The following is a 19,851-nucleotide window of genomic DNA, read 5'->3' as shown; positions in this document are numbered from 1 at the left end:
TTTTTCAGGAATCCCAAGATGACAATTTCTCGCCATGAAACCGGCGTCCGCATGAGCCGGGCCGTCGTACACCACGACACGATTTACCTCTGCGGCCAGGTAGCCGAAGATCGCCATGCCGACATCACCGGCCAGACCGAAACGATGCTGGCCAAGGTCGACGCCCTTCTCGAATCCGTCGGCAGCGACCGTAATCACATGCTTTCTGCCACTTTATACCTGAAAGATATGGCGCTTTTCGAGGCGATGAATCGGGTCTGGGATGCCTGGGTGCCCGAAGGGCAGGCGCCGGCACGGGCCTGCGTCGAGGCCCGCATGGCCAGCCCTGAACTGCTTGTGGAAATTTCAGTGGTTGCCGCTGTCATTCCAGGGAAGGGAGAGTAAGACAACGCCATGGGGGTAGCGTAAGGAAGAAGAGGTTGGTCGCGGTTCTATTAACTGCTGACTGAAGTGGCCCAATTGGATTGTCATCCAATTGGGCACTTTTCGTTCAGGCGTAACCAACCCAGTAGTCTCTTCTCAGGTCTTATGGCAATCGACTTAATCGGCATTGGCATTATTTTGGGAGAACTTCTGTTTCAGTTTGTCGCTCTCTGCCTTGGCGGCTTCTTCATCTGCCTTGGCAATCGCCTCGCGCTCTTTGGCCTCGTCCGAAAGCGATTTATCAGGCAGTACGATGTTAAGGGTGAAGGCGGTGATCGCCGCTACCACGATAGGTGCGCCGCCGATCAGGTCTCTCAACACTGCCGGGAACTGCTCAATGGCCGACGGTACCGAAGCGATGCCCAGACTCAATGCCAGGGCGAGACCCACGATCGTCATGTTTCGGGCGGACATCTCATCTTTGACCAGTAATTGGATGCCGGTCATGGTGATCATGCCGAAGACGGTAATGGTCGCACCGCCCAGCACAGGGTAGGGGATGGTGGTCATGATCGCCCCGAACTTCGGGCTAAGCCCGGCCAGGATCATGAAGATACCCGCCAGCGCCAGGACGTAACGGCTGATGACCTTGGTCATCGCGACGATACCGACGTTCTGGCTGAAGGTGGAGGTCGGCAATGCACCGAAGAAAGAGCTGATGGTGGTGGTCAGACCATTGCCCAGCAAGCCACCGGTCAATTCCTGGGTCTTTAGCTCACGGTTCATACCGCCTACGGTCGTGGCGGACAAATCGCCGATGGTTTGCACGGAATTGATCACGCAGATGACCACCATGGAAGCGATAGCGGCGGCGTGAAACTCCATCTCGAAGGGCATTACCTTGGGAACGGCGATCCAGGGCGCATTGACCACATTGCCGAAGCTGACCATACCCAAGGCGAGCGACAGCAGATAGCCCACGACGATGCCGACAATGATCGCGGAAAGCTTGACCACTCCTTTACCGAACTGAGCGGCAATCAACACGGTGAGTAGCGTGACCACTGCCACGAACCAGTTGATGGGGTCGCCAAAATTGGGTGCGTTCACGTTGCCACTGCCCGCCATGTAGCGAATGGCAATGTCGTAAAGAGACAAGCCGATAACCAGTACCACCGTACCGGCGACGACGGGTGGAAAAAGGTGGCGGATATACTGGATGAAGTAGCCCACCACGACCATGGTCATGCCGCCGATCAGCTGGGCGCCAAGAATCCCTTCAATACCGTACTGAGCCCCCACCGCGACCAACGTCGGCACATAGGCAAAGCCCACACCAAAGATGGCCGGCAGGCGTGCGCCGAATTTCCACACCCCATAAAGGTGGAAGACGGTACATACCCCTGATGCCAGGACGGCAATCTGAATGAGCAGCAGTTTTTCTTCCATGTTCGCACCCACCACGCCGGCAACGATAATGGGTGGCGTAATCACGCCGGCGATCATGGCAAGCAGGTGTTGAAGCGAGAGAGGGAGAGCCTTCAGAAAGCGCGGTTTTCCGTAGAAATCAAACAGGGAAGTGTTCTTTTCATCGGTTCGCTTCCGCTGGCCGGAAGAGGCTGAGGCTTCACTCATGAAGGTCTCTCCATTGTTGTTGTATAGTAATAATAATACTGTACACAAAAATTTAGTAGAAAATATAACAAAAAGTGTATACAAAAAAGCTTTGAAGTGTCGCAATTAAAGAGATAACAGTGTCGTCATTATGTTGGAGGATGCTATGTTGCATGCTCAACCACTTTGATACCAATGATGCGCCGCCGATGGTGGCTTCGTCAGACAAGCACGGGAGAAACCGATGGGACGCCTTACGACTCATGTTCTGGATACAGCCCAGGGCCGCCCTGGAGAAGGCATTAAAATCGAGGTTTATCGTTTGGATGCTGAACGACGCCAGCTTCTCAAGACAGTCGAGACCAATGATGACGGTCGTTGCGATGCCCCGATACTGGAAGGTGTCGATCTAGTAATAGGGGAATACGAACTGGTATTTCATGCAGGTGATTACTTGACGCGCCAAGGAGTGAAAGGTGAGGAGCCGCGCTTTCTGAGTGTTATCCCGCTACGCTTCGGGGTCAATGATGCATCGCAGCACTATCATGTGCCGTTATTGCTATCGCCTTACGCCTACTCGACGTATCGCGGTAGCTGAAGGCCGTCCGTCCAACAATAATCAAACGAGGTGAGGTTCCCCTCATGCAGGCCTATTTCATTGAATTTGCTAATTTCATGCTGCGCTGGCTACACGTCATCGCGGCAATCGCCTGGATTGGCGAGTCCATCTATTTTGTGATGTTGGATAACGGCTTGAGACCCCCCAAGGCCGCTGAAGACCGTGAAAAAGGCGTCTTCGGCGAGATGTGGGCGGTTCACGGTGGGGGGTTCTATCACAATCAAAAGTACGCCACCGCGCCTGCCAAGCTGCCTAACGACCTGCACTGGTCGTTCTGGAAGGCTTACACCACCTGGTTAACCGGTTTCGCGCTGTTCGTCATCCTGTACATGGTCAATCCGGGCTTCTATCTGGTAAACCCCGGCAGTGACTGGGAATGGGCCGCCAACCTGACGGGGTGGCAGGCAAATCTTCTGGCATTGACGTTCCTGCTGCTGGGCTGGGTCGTTTACAACGAACTCTGCAAACGTATCAGCCCGAACATGGAACGTGACGGCCTCTTGAGTATCGCGGTGGCGATCATGATGGTGGTGGTGGCCTACCTGAGCACCCAGATGTTCTCCGGACGCGCCGCCTTCCTGTTGACCGGCGCCGTGATGGCGACCGCCATGTCGGCCAATGTGTTCTTCTGGATCATTCCTGGTCAACGTCGCATGGTAAAGGCGATGAAGGCGGGCGAAACGCCCAACCCGCTTGACGGCAAGCGTGGCAAGCAGCGCTCGGTACATAATACCTATTTCACCTTGCCGGTCGTGTTGCTGATGATCAGCAACCACTACTCCTTCGCTTATTCCCATGAGCATGCCTGGGTGCTGATGACGTTGTTCATCTTTGCCGGTGCCTTGATTCGTCAGTACTTTGTATTGATGCACCAGGGCAAGATACAGCCTGCCTATCCGATAGTCGGTGTCGTCCTGATTCTAGTGGCTTTCTGGGCGGGTATGCCGGCGAGTAGCTCGGCGCCCTCTGGCGCCCAAGCGGCGGGAAGTGGGCCGGACATCACGGAAGTAAAGGCGTTGATTGATCAGCATTGTGTTGCCTGCCACTCACAATCGCCGACACAGCCGGGTTTCTCGGCGCCTCCAGCCGGTTTGGCGTACGATAATATTGAGCAGATTTTCCTTCAGAAAGACAAGATTCAACAAGTCGTCGAGAGTGGCTATATGCCGCTTGGTAACATGACGAACATGACGGAGGAAGAACGTGCCGTGATTCAAGCCTGGGCGGAGTCATCGTCCAAGCGTTGACGTCTCTGGAGTCGCTGCCACACAGCCCGCCTCATGGCGGGCTGTGTGCGTTTTCGAGGCGGCTATTTTTTCGTCAAATGACGCACGGTGATAGTCATCCTACAATGCGTATACAATGATGGTTGAATAAGGCATACAAGGAGTCCTGGCATGGAGCAGAAAAACAACTTGGTGGATGGCGCAGAAAACAAGGCGCGCCCTAGACGTCTGGGCAAGAACGGCGATGGCACCGAGCGTCATGAAGTGATCTATCGATCGATCAGCGATGCCATCATCGAACAACAGCTGCGCCCGGGAGCCAGGTTGCGAGAAGACGCCCTGACAGAAGTCTTCAATATCAGTCGCACGGGCATACGCAAGATCCTGCAGCGCCTGGCGCTGGAGCAACTGGTAACCCTTACTCCCCGGCGTGGCGCCAGTGTCACACGGCCGACGGCCAGTGAGGCGCGGGATGTCTTCGCCGCCCGGCAAATGGTCGAGTGCGGCTTGATGCCGGAGGTGGCGCGGCGTATCACCGAACAGGACGTGAGCGAATTGCGCGAGATGGCCAAGCGCGAGCGTGAAGCGCTCAAAACCGGTGAGCAGAGCACGGCGATCAAGCTGTCTGCGGCATTTCATGAGCGCCTGGCACAACTTTCCGGTAACGCTACCCTGGCGGCATTCGTCGGCCAGCTCTGTTCGCGTTCATCGTTGATTCTCGCGGTTTACGGGAGCGCCGGGCATCTGGGCTGTGAGTCGCATGACCATGACGATCTGATCGACTACCTGGCCGAAGGCGACGGTGAAAAAGCCAGGACGTTCATGAATCATCATCTCAAGGAAATCGAGGCCTCGCTTTCCATCATCGAAGAAGAAGCGGTAGCGCCCGACCTGCATCAGATATTCGGCATGAACTCTTGATGACCCTGCCCAACGTCAACAATCCTTACGTGTAAACTTGCAGGTTATTTGAGTACAGTTTATCTTCTTGTTGTATACAAAGCATTCGGTAGAATTTCTCAAAGCGCATACCGGCAAGGAACTTACCTCATGCATTCGCCCGATTACCCCCGTGACCTGGTCGGCTATGGCCGCACTCCCCCTCATGCTAACTGGCCTGGCAAGGCGAAAATTGCCGTGCAGTTCGTGCTGAATTATGAAGAAGGCGCAGAGAATTCGGTGCTGCACGGCGATAGCGGTTCCGAGCAATTCCTTTCAGAGATACTGGGGGCGCCCGCCTTCCCCGACCGTCACCTGAGCATGGAATCCATCTATGAGTATGGCTCACGGGCCGGGGTGTGGCGTGTGTTGCGCGAGTTCGAACGGCGCGGCTTGCCGTTGACCATCTTCGGTGTGGCCATGGCCCTGGAACGTAATCCCGAGGTGGCGCATGCCTTCAAGGAGTTGGGTCACGAGATCGCTTGTCACGGCTATCGCTGGATCAACTATCAGGAAGTGCCGGAAGCGGTGGAGCGCCAACACATGCAGCGTGCCATCGAGGTGTTCCAGAACCTGTACGGCGAGAAGCCGCTGGGTTGGTATACCGGCCGCGATAGCCCCAATACGCGTCGCCTGGTACTCGACCAGGGCGGATTTTTGTATGACAGCGACTATTACGGGGATGACCTGCCGTTCTGGACGCGGGAAAAGGACAGCCAGGGCCGGACGCACTCCCATCTGGTGGTGCCTTATACGCTGGACTCCAACGACATGCGTTTTGCCTCGCCACAGGGCTTCAATACCGCTGATCACTTCTTCAGTTATCTGCGCGATGCTTTCGACGTCCTGTACGCCGAAGGCGAAGAAGCACCCAAGATGCTTTCCATCGGCTTGCATTGCCGGTTGATCGGCCGCCCGGGTCGCTTCCGCGCGTTACAGCGTTTTCTCGATCATATCGAGGCTCATGAGCGTGTCTGGGTGACGCGACGTGTGGATATCGCCCGTCATTGGGCCGAGCACCATCCCGCTCTCTGACGTAATGCTTTTCTAATAATGAACGGAAAGGAAGATGATGGCCAAGCGCAACTATTACGCTCCCCAAGGCGGTCATCCGCCCCAGACACAGCTGCTGTCGGATCGCGCCGTGTTTACTGAAGCCTATGCAGTGATCCCCAAGGGGGTCATGCGCGACATCGTGACCAGCAACTTGCCGTTCTGGGACAAGACCCGCTTGTGGGTGCTGTCTCGTCCGCTGTCCGGGTTTGCCGAAACGTTTTCCCAGTACATCATGGAAGTGGCTCCTGAGGGTGGCAGCGACAAGCCTGAGCCCGACCCGACGGCGGAAGGCGTGCTGTTCATCGTCGAAGGCGAACTGACCCTCACCCTGGCAGGGGAAACCCACCTGATGCAGCCCGGCGGTTATGCCTTTCTTCCCCCGGGAACAAGCTGGCAGGCGCATAACCGGTCTGAAGAGTCGGTACGTTTTCACTGGGTGCGCAAGGCTTATGAGCGGGTCGAAGGCATAGAGGTACCGGCGGCATTCGTCACCAATGAAAACGACATTGAACCGACGGCCATGCCGGGTACCGATGAAAAGTGGGTGACCACGCGCTTCGTCGACCCGGAAGACGTCCGCTACGACATGCATGTCAATATCGTCACCTTCCAGCCTGGTGGGGTTATTCCCTTCGACGAAACCCATGTCATGGAGCACGGGCTTTACGTGCTCGAAGGCAAGGCGGTCTATCACCTGAATCAGGACTGGGTGGAGGTCGAGGCCGGCGACTTCATGTGGTTGCGCGCTTTCTGCCCGCAAGCCTGTTATGCCGGTGGTCCCGGGCCGTTTCGCTACCTGCTCTACAAGGACGTTAACCGCCACATGAAGCTGGGTGGCGTGGGACCGCCCTAAGTCGCCAATAAAGCCACCGATACGTAGACAGGAGCCACCCATGCTGGAATTGAAAGCACAGCCATTGACGCCGGAGGCCTTTGCGCCTTTTGGCGATGTGATCGATACGCGCACAGCGGATTATTTTCCTATCAATGCCGGGCGTACGCGTCGTTATCATGACCTGGCGCCTGTCGAAACGCTGGGTGAAGAGGCGCGCACCCTGATCAATATCTTCGTCAGCCAGCCGGTCGAGATGCCCCTGACGCTGGATTTTCTCGAATGCCATCCACTGGGCAGCCAGGCTTTCATGCCGCTGCATGAAGAGCGCTTCGTGATCGTGGTGGCGCCAAAAGGCGAAACGATCGATACCCAGGAGGTGCACGCCTTTGTGACTGATGGCCGCCAGGGGGTTAATTACCATGCCGGTACCTGGCATGCCATCCAGTCGGTGCTGGAGAGAGAAGGGCGATTCTTGGTGGTGGACCGTGGCGGAGAAGGCAACAATTGCCTTGAGTATCCGCTGACTATCAAGGTAGAGATTGAATAGGGCATCAATCCCTGGTAACCGCCAAGCGCGGCATCCTGGATGCGACACTTGCCGATTGGGATCATGCGGGCATCCTGCGTGCTCTGGAAAAACTGGCGGATAATGAAGTCGGCCAGTAACTTTCTTCTTTTTTCCTGTTTGCCCCTGGCCCTTGCCTGAGGAGTCTGCCGATGAACGCCCTTTTTCGCTCAGCAGCCCTTACTGATAAGGTGCGGGGCCTTGATCGGTCCCGGCTGCTGGAAGCATGCCGACGCCTTGCAGTTGTCAGCACGGGTTATCTGGCGCGTAATGATGCTTACAGCTTTTTTGCCGCCATTGACGACTTGAGTCAATGATTTTCGAGCCATTCTTGTTCTCCCGAGGCCAGCATGAAACCTAACGCTTATATCCCGATTCGTCGCACCAAAATCGTTGCCACCCTAGGCCCCGCCAGCGACCGTGACGGCGTGCTGGAAAGCATGCTGCGTGCAGGTGTGGATGTGGTTCGGCTCAACTTTTCGCATGGCTCGGCTGACGATCATCGGCGTCGGCTGAGCGAAGTACGTGAAATCGCCCAGCGCCTAGGCAGAAGTGTGGCGGCCCTGGCCGACCTGCAAGGCCCCAAGATTCGTATCGCTCGCTTCAAGGACGGTGCCGTTGTGCTTGAAGAAGGTCAGCCCTTCGTACTCGACATGTTACTGGATGGCAATGCCGGCGACGCCACACGTGTGGGTTGTGACTACAAGACGCTGGCGGATGATGTCAGCGTCGGTGACCGCCTGCTGCTTGACGATGGCCGCCTGGTACTCGAAGTCAGCGACATTCAGGGCAAGGAGGTTCATACCCAGGTTATCGTCGGCGGCAAGCTTTCCAACAACAAGGGCATCAACAAGCAGGGCGGCGGCTTATCCGCGGCAGCGCTTACCGACAAGGACAAACAAGACCTCAAAACCGCCATCGAGATCGGTGTCGACTACTTGGCGGTGTCTTTTCCGCGCAGTGCCGCGGATATGCAGGAAGCGCGCCAACTGCTGGGTGAAGCCGGCAAGGAAATTGGTTTGATCGCCAAGGTCGAACGTGCCGAAGCGGTGGCCGACGATGAAACCCTGGACGGTATCATCAAGGCCTCCGAGGCGGTCATGGTGGCGCGGGGTGATCTGGGCGTAGAAATCGGCGATGCCCAGTTGATCGGGGTGCAAAAACGCATGATCAAGCGCGCGCGCAGCCTCAACCGTGTGGTGATCACCGCCACCCAGATGATGGAGTCGATGATCAGCGCGCCGCTGCCCACGCGGGCCGAGGTTTTCGATGTCGCCAACGCGGTGCTCGATGGCACCGATGCGGTGATGCTCTCCGCGGAAACCGCCGCCGGCGACTTTCCTGTGGAAACCGTCGAAGCGATGGACCGCCTGTGCCTGGGCGCCGAGCGCGAGCGCAGTGCCCAGGAATCCGGTCATCGCATTCATCAGGGTTTCTCGAGAATCGATGAAACCGTAGCGCTTTCCGCCATGTACGCCGCCAACCACCTGGAAGGTGTCGCCGCTATCGCCTGTATGACGTCCAGCGGTTTCACGGCGCTGATCGCCTCGCGCATTCATTCCGGTCTGCCCATCGTCGGCCTGGCACATAGCGCGATTGCTCAGCGACGTATGGCGCTGTATCGCGGGGTGGTCTCGCTGGCATTCGACACCACGGAAATTAAGGCGGAAGAACTCAATGATCGGGCATTGGAGCTGCTGGTCACTCATGGGGTCGCCGCTCCGAATGATCACGTCATTCTTACACGGGGCGATCACATGAATGCCCATGGCGGTACTAACACCATGAAAATACTGGATGTGAAGCCCGAACATCAGCGCAGCTAAACGCCATTCAAGGGCACTTGTGAGCAATAGTGCCTCTGTGAATGTAAGTGTTGTTGTTAGGTGGCCAGTCGGGGGTAAACATGCGAGAGTTCGATGAGGATCATCTGGAGAGCGTCACCATGAACCTCGGCTGGCACAACAAACGTCTGAGCAAACCCAAAGAGGGTGGGCGTGTCAGCGATCAAGACATCGTTGAACATATCCGAGCGGCGGTACTGATGCAGCGCCTGCCGCCGAACACCAAATTGCCCGAAATCACCCTGGGCGAGGTGTTCGGCGTCAGCCGTTCCGTGGTGCGCAAGGCACTGACACGGCTGGCTGCGGAATATGTCATCAATCAGCGCCCCAATCAGGTCGCTCGCGTTCGGGCACCCACTATCGAAGAAACCCGCGAGACGTTTTCGGCACGCCGGTTGATCGAGGGTGAAATTGCGGCACTGCAGGCCGGTAAACTCGACGCCACCACCATGGCGGCGTTGGAGCAACAAGTCACCGCTGAAAAACAGGCCTATGACCGACGAGACGAACCCGCTCGCATCGAGCACTCACTGACCATTCATCACCTGCTTGCCGAGCATGCCTCCAACCGTATCTTGGGCACCATGCTGACCGATCTGGTGTTACGCACCTCTATCGTTATCGCCCTTTATAAGCGCCCCAGCCTGGCTTCCTGTTATCTGGAAGGCGACCATGCCCAACTGCTGACGCATCTGGCTCGCGGTGATGCCGAAGCGGCTCGACGTTGCGTACATGACCATCTTTACAGCCTGGAAGCCCTGCTCGATCTCTCGCCTAGAGCGGCGGATACCGATCTGATGGCCATTCTGGGCGGTAAATCAGCCCAGGCTTGATTTATCGTTCTGCCAAGATCTGGGGTTTATCTTGAGGTTTATTGGCATCTTGTGCCGATAAACAATTGTATTGCATGAAATAAAAGTTAAGAGGGATGCCTGATTTCTGTGACCCTATGAGGCAGGCACAAGCAATAAACAGGAACGTACTTGTACTGGACAGTTCCAGCTTTCGAGAATACCTTCAGGAAAAGCTTCCCGCTGGGTCCGCCGCCGTCGGGACAAGACAGAATACAAGACAGAGTACAAGGAGGTACTAGTGACAGACCAATGCCGTTTTATCGGGTCAAGGTTGATCACGCGACGCAGATTTCTCGTCACGACAGGTTCGTCGGCATTGGCCGGTTACCTGTTACTAAACCGCCCGGCCTGGGCAGCGGATGTCGATGTGGCTCGCGCTGGAAATTTTGGCCAACTTGATGCTACCGCAGAGGAAGGCATCGATCTCTACCTCGAAAACCAGGATCTGCTGGTCGGTGGCCGCATCGGTCGGGCGATCACCATCAACGGCTCGATCCCCGGACCTGTCATTCGCATGACAGAAGGCAGGGATGCACTGATTCGCGTCCACAACCGCCTGCATGAAGCGACCTCGATCCACTGGCACGGCATTCTTCTACCCTTCGATATGGACGGTGTGCCGGGTATCAGCTTTGCCGGCATTCCCGCAGGCGAAACCTTCACCTATCGCTTCCCGGTGCGACAGAACGGCACCTACTGGTATCACAGCCATTCCGGCTTTCAGGAACAGCGCGGTCACTACGGGCAACTTATCATCGAGCCCGCCCAAACCGATCCGGTGGATTACGACGTCGAGTATACGGTTGTCCTATCGGATTGGACGTTTGAAGACCCGCATAGCGTGTTTCGGAATCTTAAAACCATAGAGGGCTATTACAATTTCCAGCGGCCGACGCTGGCGAATATCGATGACCAGATGCGGGCGACGGGCATGTCGCTGGGGGAGGTCATCGACAAACGACTGGCATGGCAAGGGATGCGGATGGACCCGACCGATATTGCCGACGTCACGGGGGCCACTTATACCTTTCTCATGAATGGCAAGGCAGCCGACGAGAACCCGATTTTTCTGGCCCAGCCGGGCCAGAAGGTTCGGCTGCGCATCGTCAATGCCTCCGCTCAGACCTTCTATGATGTTCGCATTCCGGGCCTGCCCATGACCATGGTTCAGGCTGACGGCCAGAATATCAAACCCGTCGAAACAGATGAGTTCCGGATCGCGGTCGCCGAGACCTACGATGTGGTGGTCACCCTGCCGGATGATCAGGCTTACACGCTGTTTGCCGAAACCATGGATCGTAGCGGCTATGCCCGCGGGACCCTGGCCCCACGGGACGGCATGGCTGCTGCCATTCCCGAGCGGCGACGCCGGCCCATGCTGACCATGGCCGACATGGGCATGATGATGAACGGCGGTATGCAAGGCATGGAGGGTATGAGTCGCGGTGAGCACGAAAGCATGCAGATGCCGAAGGACCGGCAGGCTGAAGGCGGGTTGCCCACCGAAAATCTGATAAGTCGCGTCAAGCACGGGCCCGACGGCCATGGTCCGGCGAGTATCACCATGGCTCAGACCGCCTATCGACGCCTGGACTACCCTGGGGCGGGCCTTGGTGATGACGGCTGGCGTGTGCTGACCTACAGCCAACTGCGAGCCCGCGAACGCCCTCCGCTCAGGCGCCCACCGACCCGCGAGTTCTACCTGCACCTGACCGGCAACATGCACCAGTTCATCTGGGGCTTCGACGGCAAGAAATGGTCGGAGTCGGACATGATCCGGTTCCAGTACGGTGAACGGCTGCGCATCAATATGATCAACGACACCATGATGAGTCACCCGATCCATCTGCATGGCATGTGGATGGATCTGTATGCCGGCGGCAACCTCGACACCAACCCGCGCAAACATACGGTTAATGTTCAGCCGGCGGAACTGCTGACCGTGGATATTACCGCCGATGCGCCAGGACAGTGGGCCTTCCACTGTCATCTGCTCTACCACATGGAAGCCGGCATGTTTCGCACAGTGGCTGTTGTCCGTTCGCTGCAAGGAGGATCGATCGATGCCGATGCCTAAACGCCTCACAGCGGCGATGATGGCCGTTGCTATTCTGCTTTCCAGCCCTGCGATGGGACAGGGTAAGCAGAAAATGGAAAATATGCCGAGCACCGCGAATCAGCCAGACCATCAGCAATCGGCGCAGCACCACCAGGACACGCCGCCGCCTGATCTCGACGTTCCGCCGCTACCCGAAGGCATGACGCTGGACGAGGTATTCAACTATGCCGAGAGCGATCCGCCCGCAAGCTTCCCCGACCCGGTGGTCGACGACCAATGGTTTGGGTTCGTGCGCTTCGATCAGTTTGAATATCGCGTAACGGATGACGACGTCCCCGACCATTTAGGCTGGGAAGCCGATGTCTGGTTTGGTGGCGATATCAACAAATTCTGGTGGAAGACCGAGGGTGAGGTGATTTTCGATGGCCCTGACGAAGGTGAAAGCGAGAACGATTTCCTCTATTCGCGTCTTTTTACACCCTTCTGGAGTATTCAGACCGGCGTACAGTACGCCAACGAATGGACGCCCGATGATTATGGAGATCGTTGGTCGTATGTGCTCGGGTTGCAAGGGCTGGCACCTTACCAGTTCGAACTCGATAACTCCCTGTATGTCTCCGAGGACGGCGATCTGACGGTGGAAGTCGAAGGAGAGTACGATTTGCGTATCGCTCAGCGTCTGGTGCTTCAGCCGCGTGTGGGACTGGGGTTTGCGGCTCAGGACGTGCCTGAGCGCAATCTCGGGTCCGGCATGACCAGTGGCGACTTGGATATGCGCCTGCGCTATGAAGTCAAACGCGAATTTGCCCCTTACATTGGCGTACGCTATCAGTTCCTCTTGGGCGAGACTGAAGACATCGCGGCGGCGGCGGGAGACAAGACCGAACAATGGATGGTGCTGGCGGGATTGCGCTTTGCGTTTTGAGCAGGGCAAGTGGCCAGTCAATGGGCTGGACTGGCGCCAGGTACCTGAACAAAAACGAACTATTCAACGAATGGGAGAGTTATATGGACATCAAGCCGCTCGATGAACGGCTCAGCGTAATGGCTCAGCCCAGTTACGAGGATATCGATACCTTGGCAAAAGAGGGTTATCGCACCATCATTTCCAACCGACCGCGCGGAGAAACCGAGGATCAGCCGGATATGCAGGCGCTTAAAGAGAAAGCGGAATCCTTGGGCATGGTCTGGCGCGAGATACCGGTCAAGCCCGGAGAGTACTCGCAGCAGGACATTGATGCGTTTTCCGAGGTGCTGCAGTCATCGCCCGAACCCATAGTGGGTTTTTGCCGCACCGGCAAGCGGGTGTCGCATCTTTGGGCCTATTCTCAAGCCCCTGAATGCCCGATCATGGACTTGATGAAGGCATCCCAGGCTGCTGGCCACGACCTGGATCCCCTGAAGGATGATTTGCACCGTTACGCCGAGCAGAATAGCTTGTCACGCCGGTGAGCACGAATATCAATACCACCCCGATCAGAAACGGCGCCCGAAGGCGCCGTTAACGTAGCGTTACTTAAACCGACTCTGTTACAGCAACAACCGCCGGATATCGCTCAGCACCTCCGCCAGGAAGGCGGCGCCGTCCCAGACCGGCTTCATCGATGCCTTGGATACCCAAGGATGGCCACTTCCGGCGCATTAACGATCGGGGGTTAACGCCGTGCCGCCGATCGACCCCCAGGTTCGGCCAGCCCATACGCTGACGGGCGTCTAGCCGTTTCGCGAGTCTTTACTGTGTCTCGCCCGTACGTGCATGCAGGCGGAAGCGCGCAATCTTGATGATCTGTTCGATTGCCGTGCGGCGTTCGGTGGCCAGGTCGTTTTCGAGACGTTTTTCGAAAGCATCCAGAATAGCGTGCCGATCAAGCCCCTTTACCGCGATCACGAACGGAAAACCGAACTTGTCCTGATAGGCCTGGTTCAGGTTCTGAAAGCGTTCGAATTCAGCGGCGGTGCATTGGTCCAACCCCGCCCCGGCTTGTTCACGTGTGGAGTCTTGAGTCAGCTCACCTGCCAGCGCTGCTTTTCCCGCCAGATCAGGGTGGGCACGAATCACGGCAATCTGCTGATCGATATCGGCTTGCTGCAGGATGGCCCCCATGCTGTCCGCCAAAACATCCGGATCATCATGCTGTGTCGTAAGGCCCTGTTTCCAAGCGCCTTCGGCCACCCAAGGCGAGTGCTCAAAAATATCCCCGTACTGAGCCAGGAAGGCATCCAATTCCAGTTCGCTAGGACGAGGAGAGGGTAGGATGTTAGACATTATTCTTTCCTTTGTATGTATTGTCTGTAGTTATTGTATACAATAATATAAAGTGACAGTACTTTATACAACACTACTTTCGCAACAAACCTTCTGAGGTCTAGACACGTACTTGATTGTGATAGTTAAGAGGCAGGTGTTCGATGAGTCGATAGCCTTTGGGCCGGTGCGGGACATGGCGTTGACGTTAGGCTTCGACCCGAATACCAAGAGCATCCCTAGATAAATAACCTCGAGTGCTGGGCGGTAACGCGAGCGACGGTATTTCAGGTGAGTCGTCAGCTTCAATGGCCTTGGGCTAGAAAATAATGCCTTGTGCCGCGAGCTAAATCCAAGGTTTGGATTCCTAGAATAACTTTATCAGCTGCTTTTATCCTCTGCTCATCGGGTAATCAGCCGCCAAAACGCGATGTTTTGGTCTACCGTAAAAATAGGCGTTGAAGTGGATGAATTTCAGGAGAGCAACGATGAAACAGTTTCTACTGCTAGGGTTAATCGTGATCAGTGCGCTGACGTTTTGGTCGGCGTTGGCACAGGCGCAGGCTTCCGAAGGTCAGCAGCCACTAACCAGACAGGAGCAGCGCCAGGAAGAGGTGAAGGCCGCGCTGCGTGAGTTGCATCAACATCAGGTCGAGCTGACCGCACTCGCCGAAGACCGGGCTGAACGGGACGCCATCCTCGAGTTGACCGACACCCTGCAAACAGACCACAAGCGTCTCTACGAAAGGTTGATGGAGGTTGAAGAGGAAGACGCCAGCGTCGTTTCGGGAACCCGTATGCGCGATACACAAGCCTTCGAGGAGCTTAAACAGCAGGAAGGGGCTGAGTTCGAAGCCGCCTACCTGCGCTATCAGGAACGGCTGCACCTTGACGCACTTGAGCTTCTAGAACGCAACCTTCCCGGTGAAGGGGAAGTATCCGAGTATGCCCGTCACGTTAAGGCAACCCATGACACTCTGCGCCAGCACCTGGCCTTGATTCAGCAAAATCAACAGGCTGGTGACCGTGAGGCTGAAACGTGAACGCATGCTTTTGAGACACGCCGGTTAAACCTTGGGTTGTGGGGTGAATGCGGGGCTGATAGCGCGTAAAATAGCGAACTTTTGCACTACGACTGGACCATTACGTGATCGCAACCGCCAATATCACTATGCAGTTCGGGGCCAAGCCCCTGTTTGAAAACGTCTCCGTCAAGTTCGGCAACGGTAATCGCTATGGCCTGATCGGGGCCAACGGCTGCGGCAAATCGACCTTCATGAAGATTCTTGGTGATGACTTGGAGCCGACTTCCGGGCAGGTGATGGTGGATTCCAGTGCACGGCTGGGCAAGCTGCGCCAGGATCAGTTCGCGTTCGAGTCAATGCGTGTCATCGACACCGTGATCATGGGCAACGCCGAGCTGTGGCAGGTGGCGGCGGAACGTGAGCGCATCTATTCGCTGCCGGAAATGAGCGAGGACGACGGCATGGCGGTCGCTGACCTGGAGGTTCGCTTTGCCGAACTCGACGGCTATACTGCCGAGTCGCGTGCCGGTGAGTTGCTGCTCGGCCTGGGGATTCCCATCGAGCAGCATTTCGGCCCCATGAGCGAGGTGTCGCCGGGCTGGAAACTGCGGGTACTGCTGGCTCAGGCGCTATTCTCCGACCCGGATGTATTGCTGCTCGACGAGCCGACCAACCACCTGGATATCAATACCATCCGTTGGCTGGAAGACATGCTCAAGGCACGCAGCAGCACCATGATCATCATTTCCCACGATCGCCACTTTCTCAACAGCGTCTGCACCCACATGGCGGACCTGGACTACGGCGAGATCACCCTGTTCCCCGGTAACTACGATGACTACATGACCGCGGCCACCGCCGTGCGTGAACGTCAACATTCGGATAACAACAAGAAAAAAGCCCAGATCGCCGAACTGCAACAGTTCGTCAGCCGCTTCTCGGCCAACGCCTCCAAGGCCAAGCAGGCCACCTCGCGTGCCCGCCAGATCGACAAGATCAAGCTCGAGGATATCAAGCCCTCAAGCCGGGTGAGCCCTTTTATCCGTTTCGACCAGGCCAAGAAGATTCATCGCAATGCGGTCAATGTTGAGGCCATCACCAAGGGTTACAACGACACTCCCTTGTTCGAGCGGCTTTCCATGACCGTGGAGGCGGGCGAGCGCATCGCCATTATCGGCCCCAACGGTATCGGCAAGACCACGCTGCTCAAGACCTTGGCCGGGGAGCTTCATCCTGATGCAGGGGCAGTGAAGTGGACCGATAGCGCCGACCTGGGTGTTTTCGCCCAGGAGCATGGGGATGACTTCGCCTTCGATGCCACCTTGTTCGAATGGATGGCCCAGTGGACCCAGGGCGGCGAGCAGGTAGTGCGCGGTGCGCTAGGGCGGATGCTGTTTTCCAGCGACGATATCGACAAGTCGGTAAAGGTCATTTCAGGGGGTGAGCAGGGCCGTATGCTGTTCGGTAAGTTGACGCTTACTCAGCCCAACGTTTTGCTGATGGACGAGCCAACCAATCACCTCGACATGGAATCCATCGAGGCGCTTAACCTGGCACTGGAAAATTATCCCGGCACGCTGATTTTCGTCAGCCATGATCGTGAATTCGTTTCATCGCTTGCCACTCGGGTGTTCGACATGAGTAACGACGGTATCGTCGACTTCAGCGGTAGCTACGATGACTATCTGCGCAGTCAGGGCGTGGTCTGATGTAGATAGTGGGTGTAAAGAATAGATAGCAGCCGCGCAGCCAAGAAATAGGGTACAAGAACCGAGCAAAAAAAACCGAGGGCTGTCCCTCGGTTTTTTTATAAGCGTTGAATATCCACCAGATGGCCGATGATGGGATAGCCGGCTTTTTTGGCGGCCTTCTCGGCTTCCATCTGCGCTTCCAGCCTGGAAATGCTTGAGGATTGATGCTCGAACACCGTGTCCAGCGCAAGTCGCTTGGTACGCACGGCGAGCTTCACCAGATGTCCGGTCTTGTAACCCTTGCCTGATTGCCGCTCTTGAGAAGGCGCTGAAGAGCGGGGTGGCGTCGACTGGCGGCGTTGATCCGGGTTCATGAAAGAGTCAATTTCACGCTTCATGTTAGTTTCAAATTCGCTTAATTCTGTCTCCATGAGACCTCCAATTAGTGATTTTTTAATCAATTAAATATAGAAATAATGTGTAGTCGAAACAGTGCGTGATCGGTTTTTTATTCCGATTGATGCGCCAGGCTCATCAAGTAAAGAGCGGCTGCCAGGGCGAGTGCCGAGACTGCCAAATAAATAGCGTCAAGCGGTGTCGTGAATTGAATGTCCACCACGGCGCGGAAGAATTCAATGATTACCGCCAGTATCACGACGCGAACAATTTTATCTTTTAGCTGATCGAATGATTGAACATTAAAGGGGTGGTTTTTAGCATGCTGTTCCGACTGTTCTATTTGAGACACAAATAACCGGTAAACGCCTAAGCCAAAAATTAACAATACGATCGCTATCAAATAAATATCAACGGCCACGATAATGTCTGTCACTACTGTGTCGTGAATGTCCCCGACGTTAGCGCCGGTGTAATATAGGACTGCATTGGCGACAACCTTGAAAATATCAAAGGTGCCTATAATAAAAAGTACCAATGCACCCAGAAGACTCGGGATAACCGCCAGCATGACCAGAAAACGTGAACTCCAGAGCAAACGCTCGAAATGTTTCTCCCATTTGTCTTGCCGGTTTAACCGTTTGCCAGGCTCGGCTGTTTCATGCTCAGATACCATCGTACTTCCTTTGGTTCCATTGTTTCTGTGAATGTTTTTGTGAATGTTTCGGTGAAATATTATCAATCAGTGCAACGGCACAGCCTCATTGCCTGGTTAAGTCTGGTCTATGTATAAAGGTTCAGGGCTACCAGCGATAGCCTAGCGTCACCATCTCGAAACCATCATTGGGCTTTTTGATTCCGGCATTGGAATAATGCGACAGGCTCAACGCCAATTCTCCATTGCCAGCGGGCATGCCTACGGCCAGGCGATCCTGGAACTGAAAGGCGGTACTGAGCTGGCGTGACTCCATGCGGGTGTTCAGAAACACCGCGGCACCAATTCCCCCTTCCACAAAGACCTGTGACTTTCCGGAAAATGTGTAGCGTAGCGCCGGCGTTAGCAGCCAGGCGGCATTATCCCGTTCATCGTCACCAGGTAGCAATAGTAAACCGGTGCTCAGCCGAAGGTCGAGCTGGGGGTGCCAGCGTTCCAGTGAGAACAAACGGTCAGCTTCGATGTGAAGTGAGGCGGTGGACTCGCTGGTAACACCAGCGGCTATGGAGATATCCGCCATTACCGAGTGGCTTCCGAGGAGCATCGACAGCGTGGTTACAAGCCATAAAGTTAGTTTTCGAAACATCCGTGTGCCTTTTTGGTTGGGTATGTGAGCCGCTGTACGATGCAAGAACTACAAGGTAGAGGGTAATGCCTCCGGGCATTTTTTGCCGCTGACGTTATCAAGGAGGCTAGACGCTTGAGCTTATTCTGCAAAGAAAAAGACGTAAAGGCCATCTCAGATGTCAGCAGTAGGTTTCTCTGCCTACCTTGGCGAGCTCATCGAAATGTACTGGCTATCGTCGAAGGTCGTAGGCACCCGAACTGAGCTTGACGGTTTTTCAAGGCATTCATTTTAAGCAGCTTTGTAACAAGTTTTCCACGCTAGCTTTGCCCATCGTCTGCATTTTTTGTATGTTTTTATCGGGTATGGCGGAGGTGTCTCCATAAGCATCGATGGCTTTATCCAGGCTCGCCTCTCTGAGAAGGTGCAGCATTGGGTAAGGTGAGCGATTGGTATAGTTGGAGACATCCATTGGCTCTGTCTCGGCAAAACAGTAATCTGGATGAAATGTCGCCAATTGATAGATACCTTCATATCCTTGCTCAGTCATCATGGCTTCTGCCAGATCGACGAAATCCAGGTAATGATGAAAGTCTCTGAACAAGGTGGGAAATATCAATAGTGTCGTTTCAGTTTCCTTGTGAGAATCCAGCCACTGAATTTCCATCATCAACTCTTCGAGCGCTACTTCAATTTTCTTGGAGCGAACAACGCAGAGTCTCAGGGACTCTTTTTCCACTTCCCGCTTTGCAAAAGGGCAAATATTAAGCTCTACAATAAATCGTTTCACCCAGTTCATGGTTTGTTGAGTGATAGTGCTGTCGGATAGTTGCATAACTGACTCTCTAGCCTTTGACAATGATACGGGGTAGGCCGGCTACGTTATCTGCCGATAAAGGCATCAATGCCTTCTTCATGAATAGCCGTTCTGGCTTCCTCAAGGGCAGCGCGATCCGTGGGGAAGGTATTATCCCATACCTCGGAATTTCCGTATTCATCAACGATTTCCAGACTCCATTCGGCATCTTCATCACTACGATAAATAGTCACGTTTACGCTTTTAGCGTCTTGCACGATCGCTTGGCTCAAGTTGCTGTTTTCCAGCTTTTTGTCAGAGTTCATTCGGGTTCTCAAAGGAGTGCTTTCAAGGAAGGTGGCAGCGAAAGGCTGGGATGGCCAAAGGTCAGCTGACAATCTCAGGAAGGACAAGCATAAGGCTGAGTTTAACATGAAATCCCAT

22 protein-coding genes are annotated in these 19,851 nt (G+C 55.3%); 15 read left to right on the top strand and 7 right to left on the bottom strand.

What is annotated here, in order from left to right; genetic code table 11:
- Positions 1-18: 18 nt before the first annotated feature.
- Positions 19-384 (top strand): RidA family protein, encoded by a 366-nt coding sequence (locus tag GPM19_RS06730; protein ID WP_160418197.1) that lies wholly within the window; start codon positions 19-21, stop codon positions 382-384.
- Between the two features lie 156 nt (positions 385-540).
- On the opposite strand, the gene GPM19_RS06725 is transcribed toward GPM19_RS06730, so the two are convergent.
- A complete protein-coding gene (locus tag GPM19_RS06725; protein WP_160418195.1) occupies positions 541-1,998 on the bottom strand; it encodes a uracil-xanthine permease family protein in 1,458 nt (485 codons plus the stop codon).
- 223 nt (positions 1,999-2,221) lie between these two features.
- On the opposite strand from GPM19_RS06725, the gene uraH reads away from it, so the two are divergent.
- The 12 genes from uraH to GPM19_RS06665 all read left to right on the top strand — a co-directional run bounded on the left by uraH (position 2,222) and on the right by GPM19_RS06665 (position 13,426).
- Positions 2,222-2,575 carry a hydroxyisourate hydrolase gene (gene uraH, locus GPM19_RS06720; RefSeq protein ID WP_160418193.1) on the top strand — a complete coding sequence of 118 codons (354 nt, stop codon included), beginning with the start codon at positions 2,222-2,224 and terminating at the stop codon, positions 2,573-2,575.
- Between the two features lie 44 nt (positions 2,576-2,619).
- Complete coding sequence (locus GPM19_RS06715; protein ID WP_160418191.1) at positions 2,620-3,843, top strand: urate hydroxylase PuuD; 1,224 nt, start codon at positions 2,620-2,622, stop codon at positions 3,841-3,843.
- Between the two features lie 150 nt (positions 3,844-3,993).
- Positions 3,994-4,743: a GntR family transcriptional regulator gene (locus GPM19_RS06710; RefSeq protein WP_160418189.1), complete on the top strand. Its 750-nt coding sequence runs from the start codon at positions 3,994-3,996 to the stop codon at positions 4,741-4,743.
- A 129-nt stretch (positions 4,744-4,872) separates the two neighbouring features.
- Positions 4,873-5,796, top strand: coding sequence for an allantoinase PuuE (gene puuE / locus GPM19_RS06705; RefSeq protein WP_160418187.1), 924 nt, complete (start codon positions 4,873-4,875; stop codon positions 5,794-5,796).
- A 37-nt stretch (positions 5,797-5,833) separates the two neighbouring features.
- Positions 5,834-6,670, top strand: a complete 837-nt coding sequence (locus tag GPM19_RS06700) for a bifunctional allantoicase/(S)-ureidoglycine aminohydrolase (protein ID WP_160418185.1) — start codon at positions 5,834-5,836, stop codon at positions 6,668-6,670.
- Between the two features lie 40 nt (positions 6,671-6,710).
- Positions 6,711-7,199 carry an ureidoglycolate lyase gene (locus GPM19_RS06695; RefSeq protein WP_160418183.1) on the top strand — a complete coding sequence of 163 codons (489 nt, stop codon included), beginning with the start codon at positions 6,711-6,713 and terminating at the stop codon, positions 7,197-7,199.
- Between the two features lie 170 nt (positions 7,200-7,369).
- Positions 7,370-7,534: a hypothetical protein gene (locus GPM19_RS06690; protein ID WP_160418181.1), complete on the top strand. Its 165-nt coding sequence runs from the start codon at positions 7,370-7,372 to the stop codon at positions 7,532-7,534.
- A 33-nt stretch (positions 7,535-7,567) separates the two neighbouring features.
- Positions 7,568-9,043 (top strand): pyruvate kinase, encoded by a 1,476-nt coding sequence (gene pyk / locus GPM19_RS06685; RefSeq protein ID WP_160418179.1) that lies wholly within the window; start codon positions 7,568-7,570, stop codon positions 9,041-9,043.
- A 119-nt stretch (positions 9,044-9,162) separates the two neighbouring features.
- Entirely contained in the window at positions 9,163-9,894 is a 732-nt protein-coding gene (locus GPM19_RS06680; RefSeq protein WP_160418485.1) for a GntR family transcriptional regulator, read from the top strand.
- A gap of 259 nt (positions 9,895-10,153) precedes the next feature.
- Positions 10,154-11,992, top strand: coding sequence for a copper resistance system multicopper oxidase (locus GPM19_RS06675; RefSeq protein ID WP_319928100.1), 1,839 nt, complete (start codon positions 10,154-10,156; stop codon positions 11,990-11,992).
- Complete coding sequence (locus GPM19_RS06670) at positions 11,979-12,899, top strand: copper resistance protein B (RefSeq protein ID WP_160418177.1); 921 nt, start codon at positions 11,979-11,981, stop codon at positions 12,897-12,899. The genes GPM19_RS06675 and GPM19_RS06670 overlap by 14 nt, the downstream gene beginning before the upstream one ends.
- Before the next feature lie 83 nt (positions 12,900-12,982).
- A complete protein-coding gene (locus GPM19_RS06665) occupies positions 12,983-13,426 on the top strand; it encodes a protein tyrosine phosphatase family protein (RefSeq protein WP_160418175.1) in 444 nt (147 codons plus the stop codon).
- A gap of 280 nt (positions 13,427-13,706) precedes the next feature.
- Here the strand turns inward: GPM19_RS06665 and uraD are convergent, their stop codons facing one another.
- Positions 13,707-14,240, bottom strand: a complete 534-nt coding sequence (uraD, locus tag GPM19_RS06660; RefSeq protein ID WP_160418173.1) for a 2-oxo-4-hydroxy-4-carboxy-5-ureidoimidazoline decarboxylase — start codon at positions 14,238-14,240, stop codon at positions 13,707-13,709.
- A 467-nt stretch (positions 14,241-14,707) separates the two neighbouring features.
- Here uraD and GPM19_RS06655 point away from each other — a divergent pair, with 467 nt between their 5' ends.
- Entirely contained in the window at positions 14,708-15,262 is a 555-nt protein-coding gene (locus GPM19_RS06655) for a DUF4142 domain-containing protein (protein WP_160418170.1), read from the top strand.
- A 104-nt stretch (positions 15,263-15,366) separates the two neighbouring features.
- The gene (locus GPM19_RS06650; protein WP_160418168.1) at positions 15,367-16,953 is read left to right on the top strand and encodes an ABC-F family ATPase; all 1,587 of its coding nucleotides are present in this window, start codon (positions 15,367-15,369) and stop codon (positions 16,951-16,953) included.
- Between the two features lie 98 nt (positions 16,954-17,051).
- On the opposite strand, the gene GPM19_RS06645 is transcribed toward GPM19_RS06650, so the two are convergent.
- The 5 genes from GPM19_RS06645 to GPM19_RS06625 all read right to left on the bottom strand — a co-directional run bounded on the left by GPM19_RS06645 (position 17,052) and on the right by GPM19_RS06625 (position 19,733).
- Entirely contained in the window at positions 17,052-17,366 is a 315-nt protein-coding gene (locus tag GPM19_RS06645) for a hypothetical protein (protein WP_160418166.1), read from the bottom strand.
- A gap of 77 nt (positions 17,367-17,443) precedes the next feature.
- The gene (locus GPM19_RS06640; RefSeq protein WP_160418164.1) at positions 17,444-18,007 is read right to left on the bottom strand and encodes a YqhA family protein; all 564 of its coding nucleotides are present in this window, start codon (positions 18,005-18,007) and stop codon (positions 17,444-17,446) included.
- 127 nt (positions 18,008-18,134) lie between these two features.
- The gene (locus GPM19_RS06635) at positions 18,135-18,632 is read right to left on the bottom strand and encodes an acyloxyacyl hydrolase (protein ID WP_160418162.1); all 498 of its coding nucleotides are present in this window, start codon (positions 18,630-18,632) and stop codon (positions 18,135-18,137) included.
- 265 nt (positions 18,633-18,897) lie between these two features.
- Complete coding sequence (locus GPM19_RS06630) at positions 18,898-19,446, bottom strand: DUF1415 domain-containing protein (RefSeq protein ID WP_160418161.1); 549 nt, start codon at positions 19,444-19,446, stop codon at positions 18,898-18,900.
- A 47-nt stretch (positions 19,447-19,493) separates the two neighbouring features.
- Complete coding sequence (locus GPM19_RS06625; protein ID WP_160418159.1) at positions 19,494-19,733, bottom strand: hypothetical protein; 240 nt, start codon at positions 19,731-19,733, stop codon at positions 19,494-19,496.
- Positions 19,734-19,851: the final 118 nt, after the last annotated feature.

The organism is Vreelandella zhuhanensis, from assembly GCF_009793355.1.
Classification (GTDB): domain Bacteria; phylum Pseudomonadota; class Gammaproteobacteria; order Pseudomonadales; family Halomonadaceae; genus Vreelandella; species Vreelandella zhuhanensis.
Note: the sequence above shows the minus strand (reverse complement) of the source record. Positions and strands in the feature narration are given on the sequence as shown.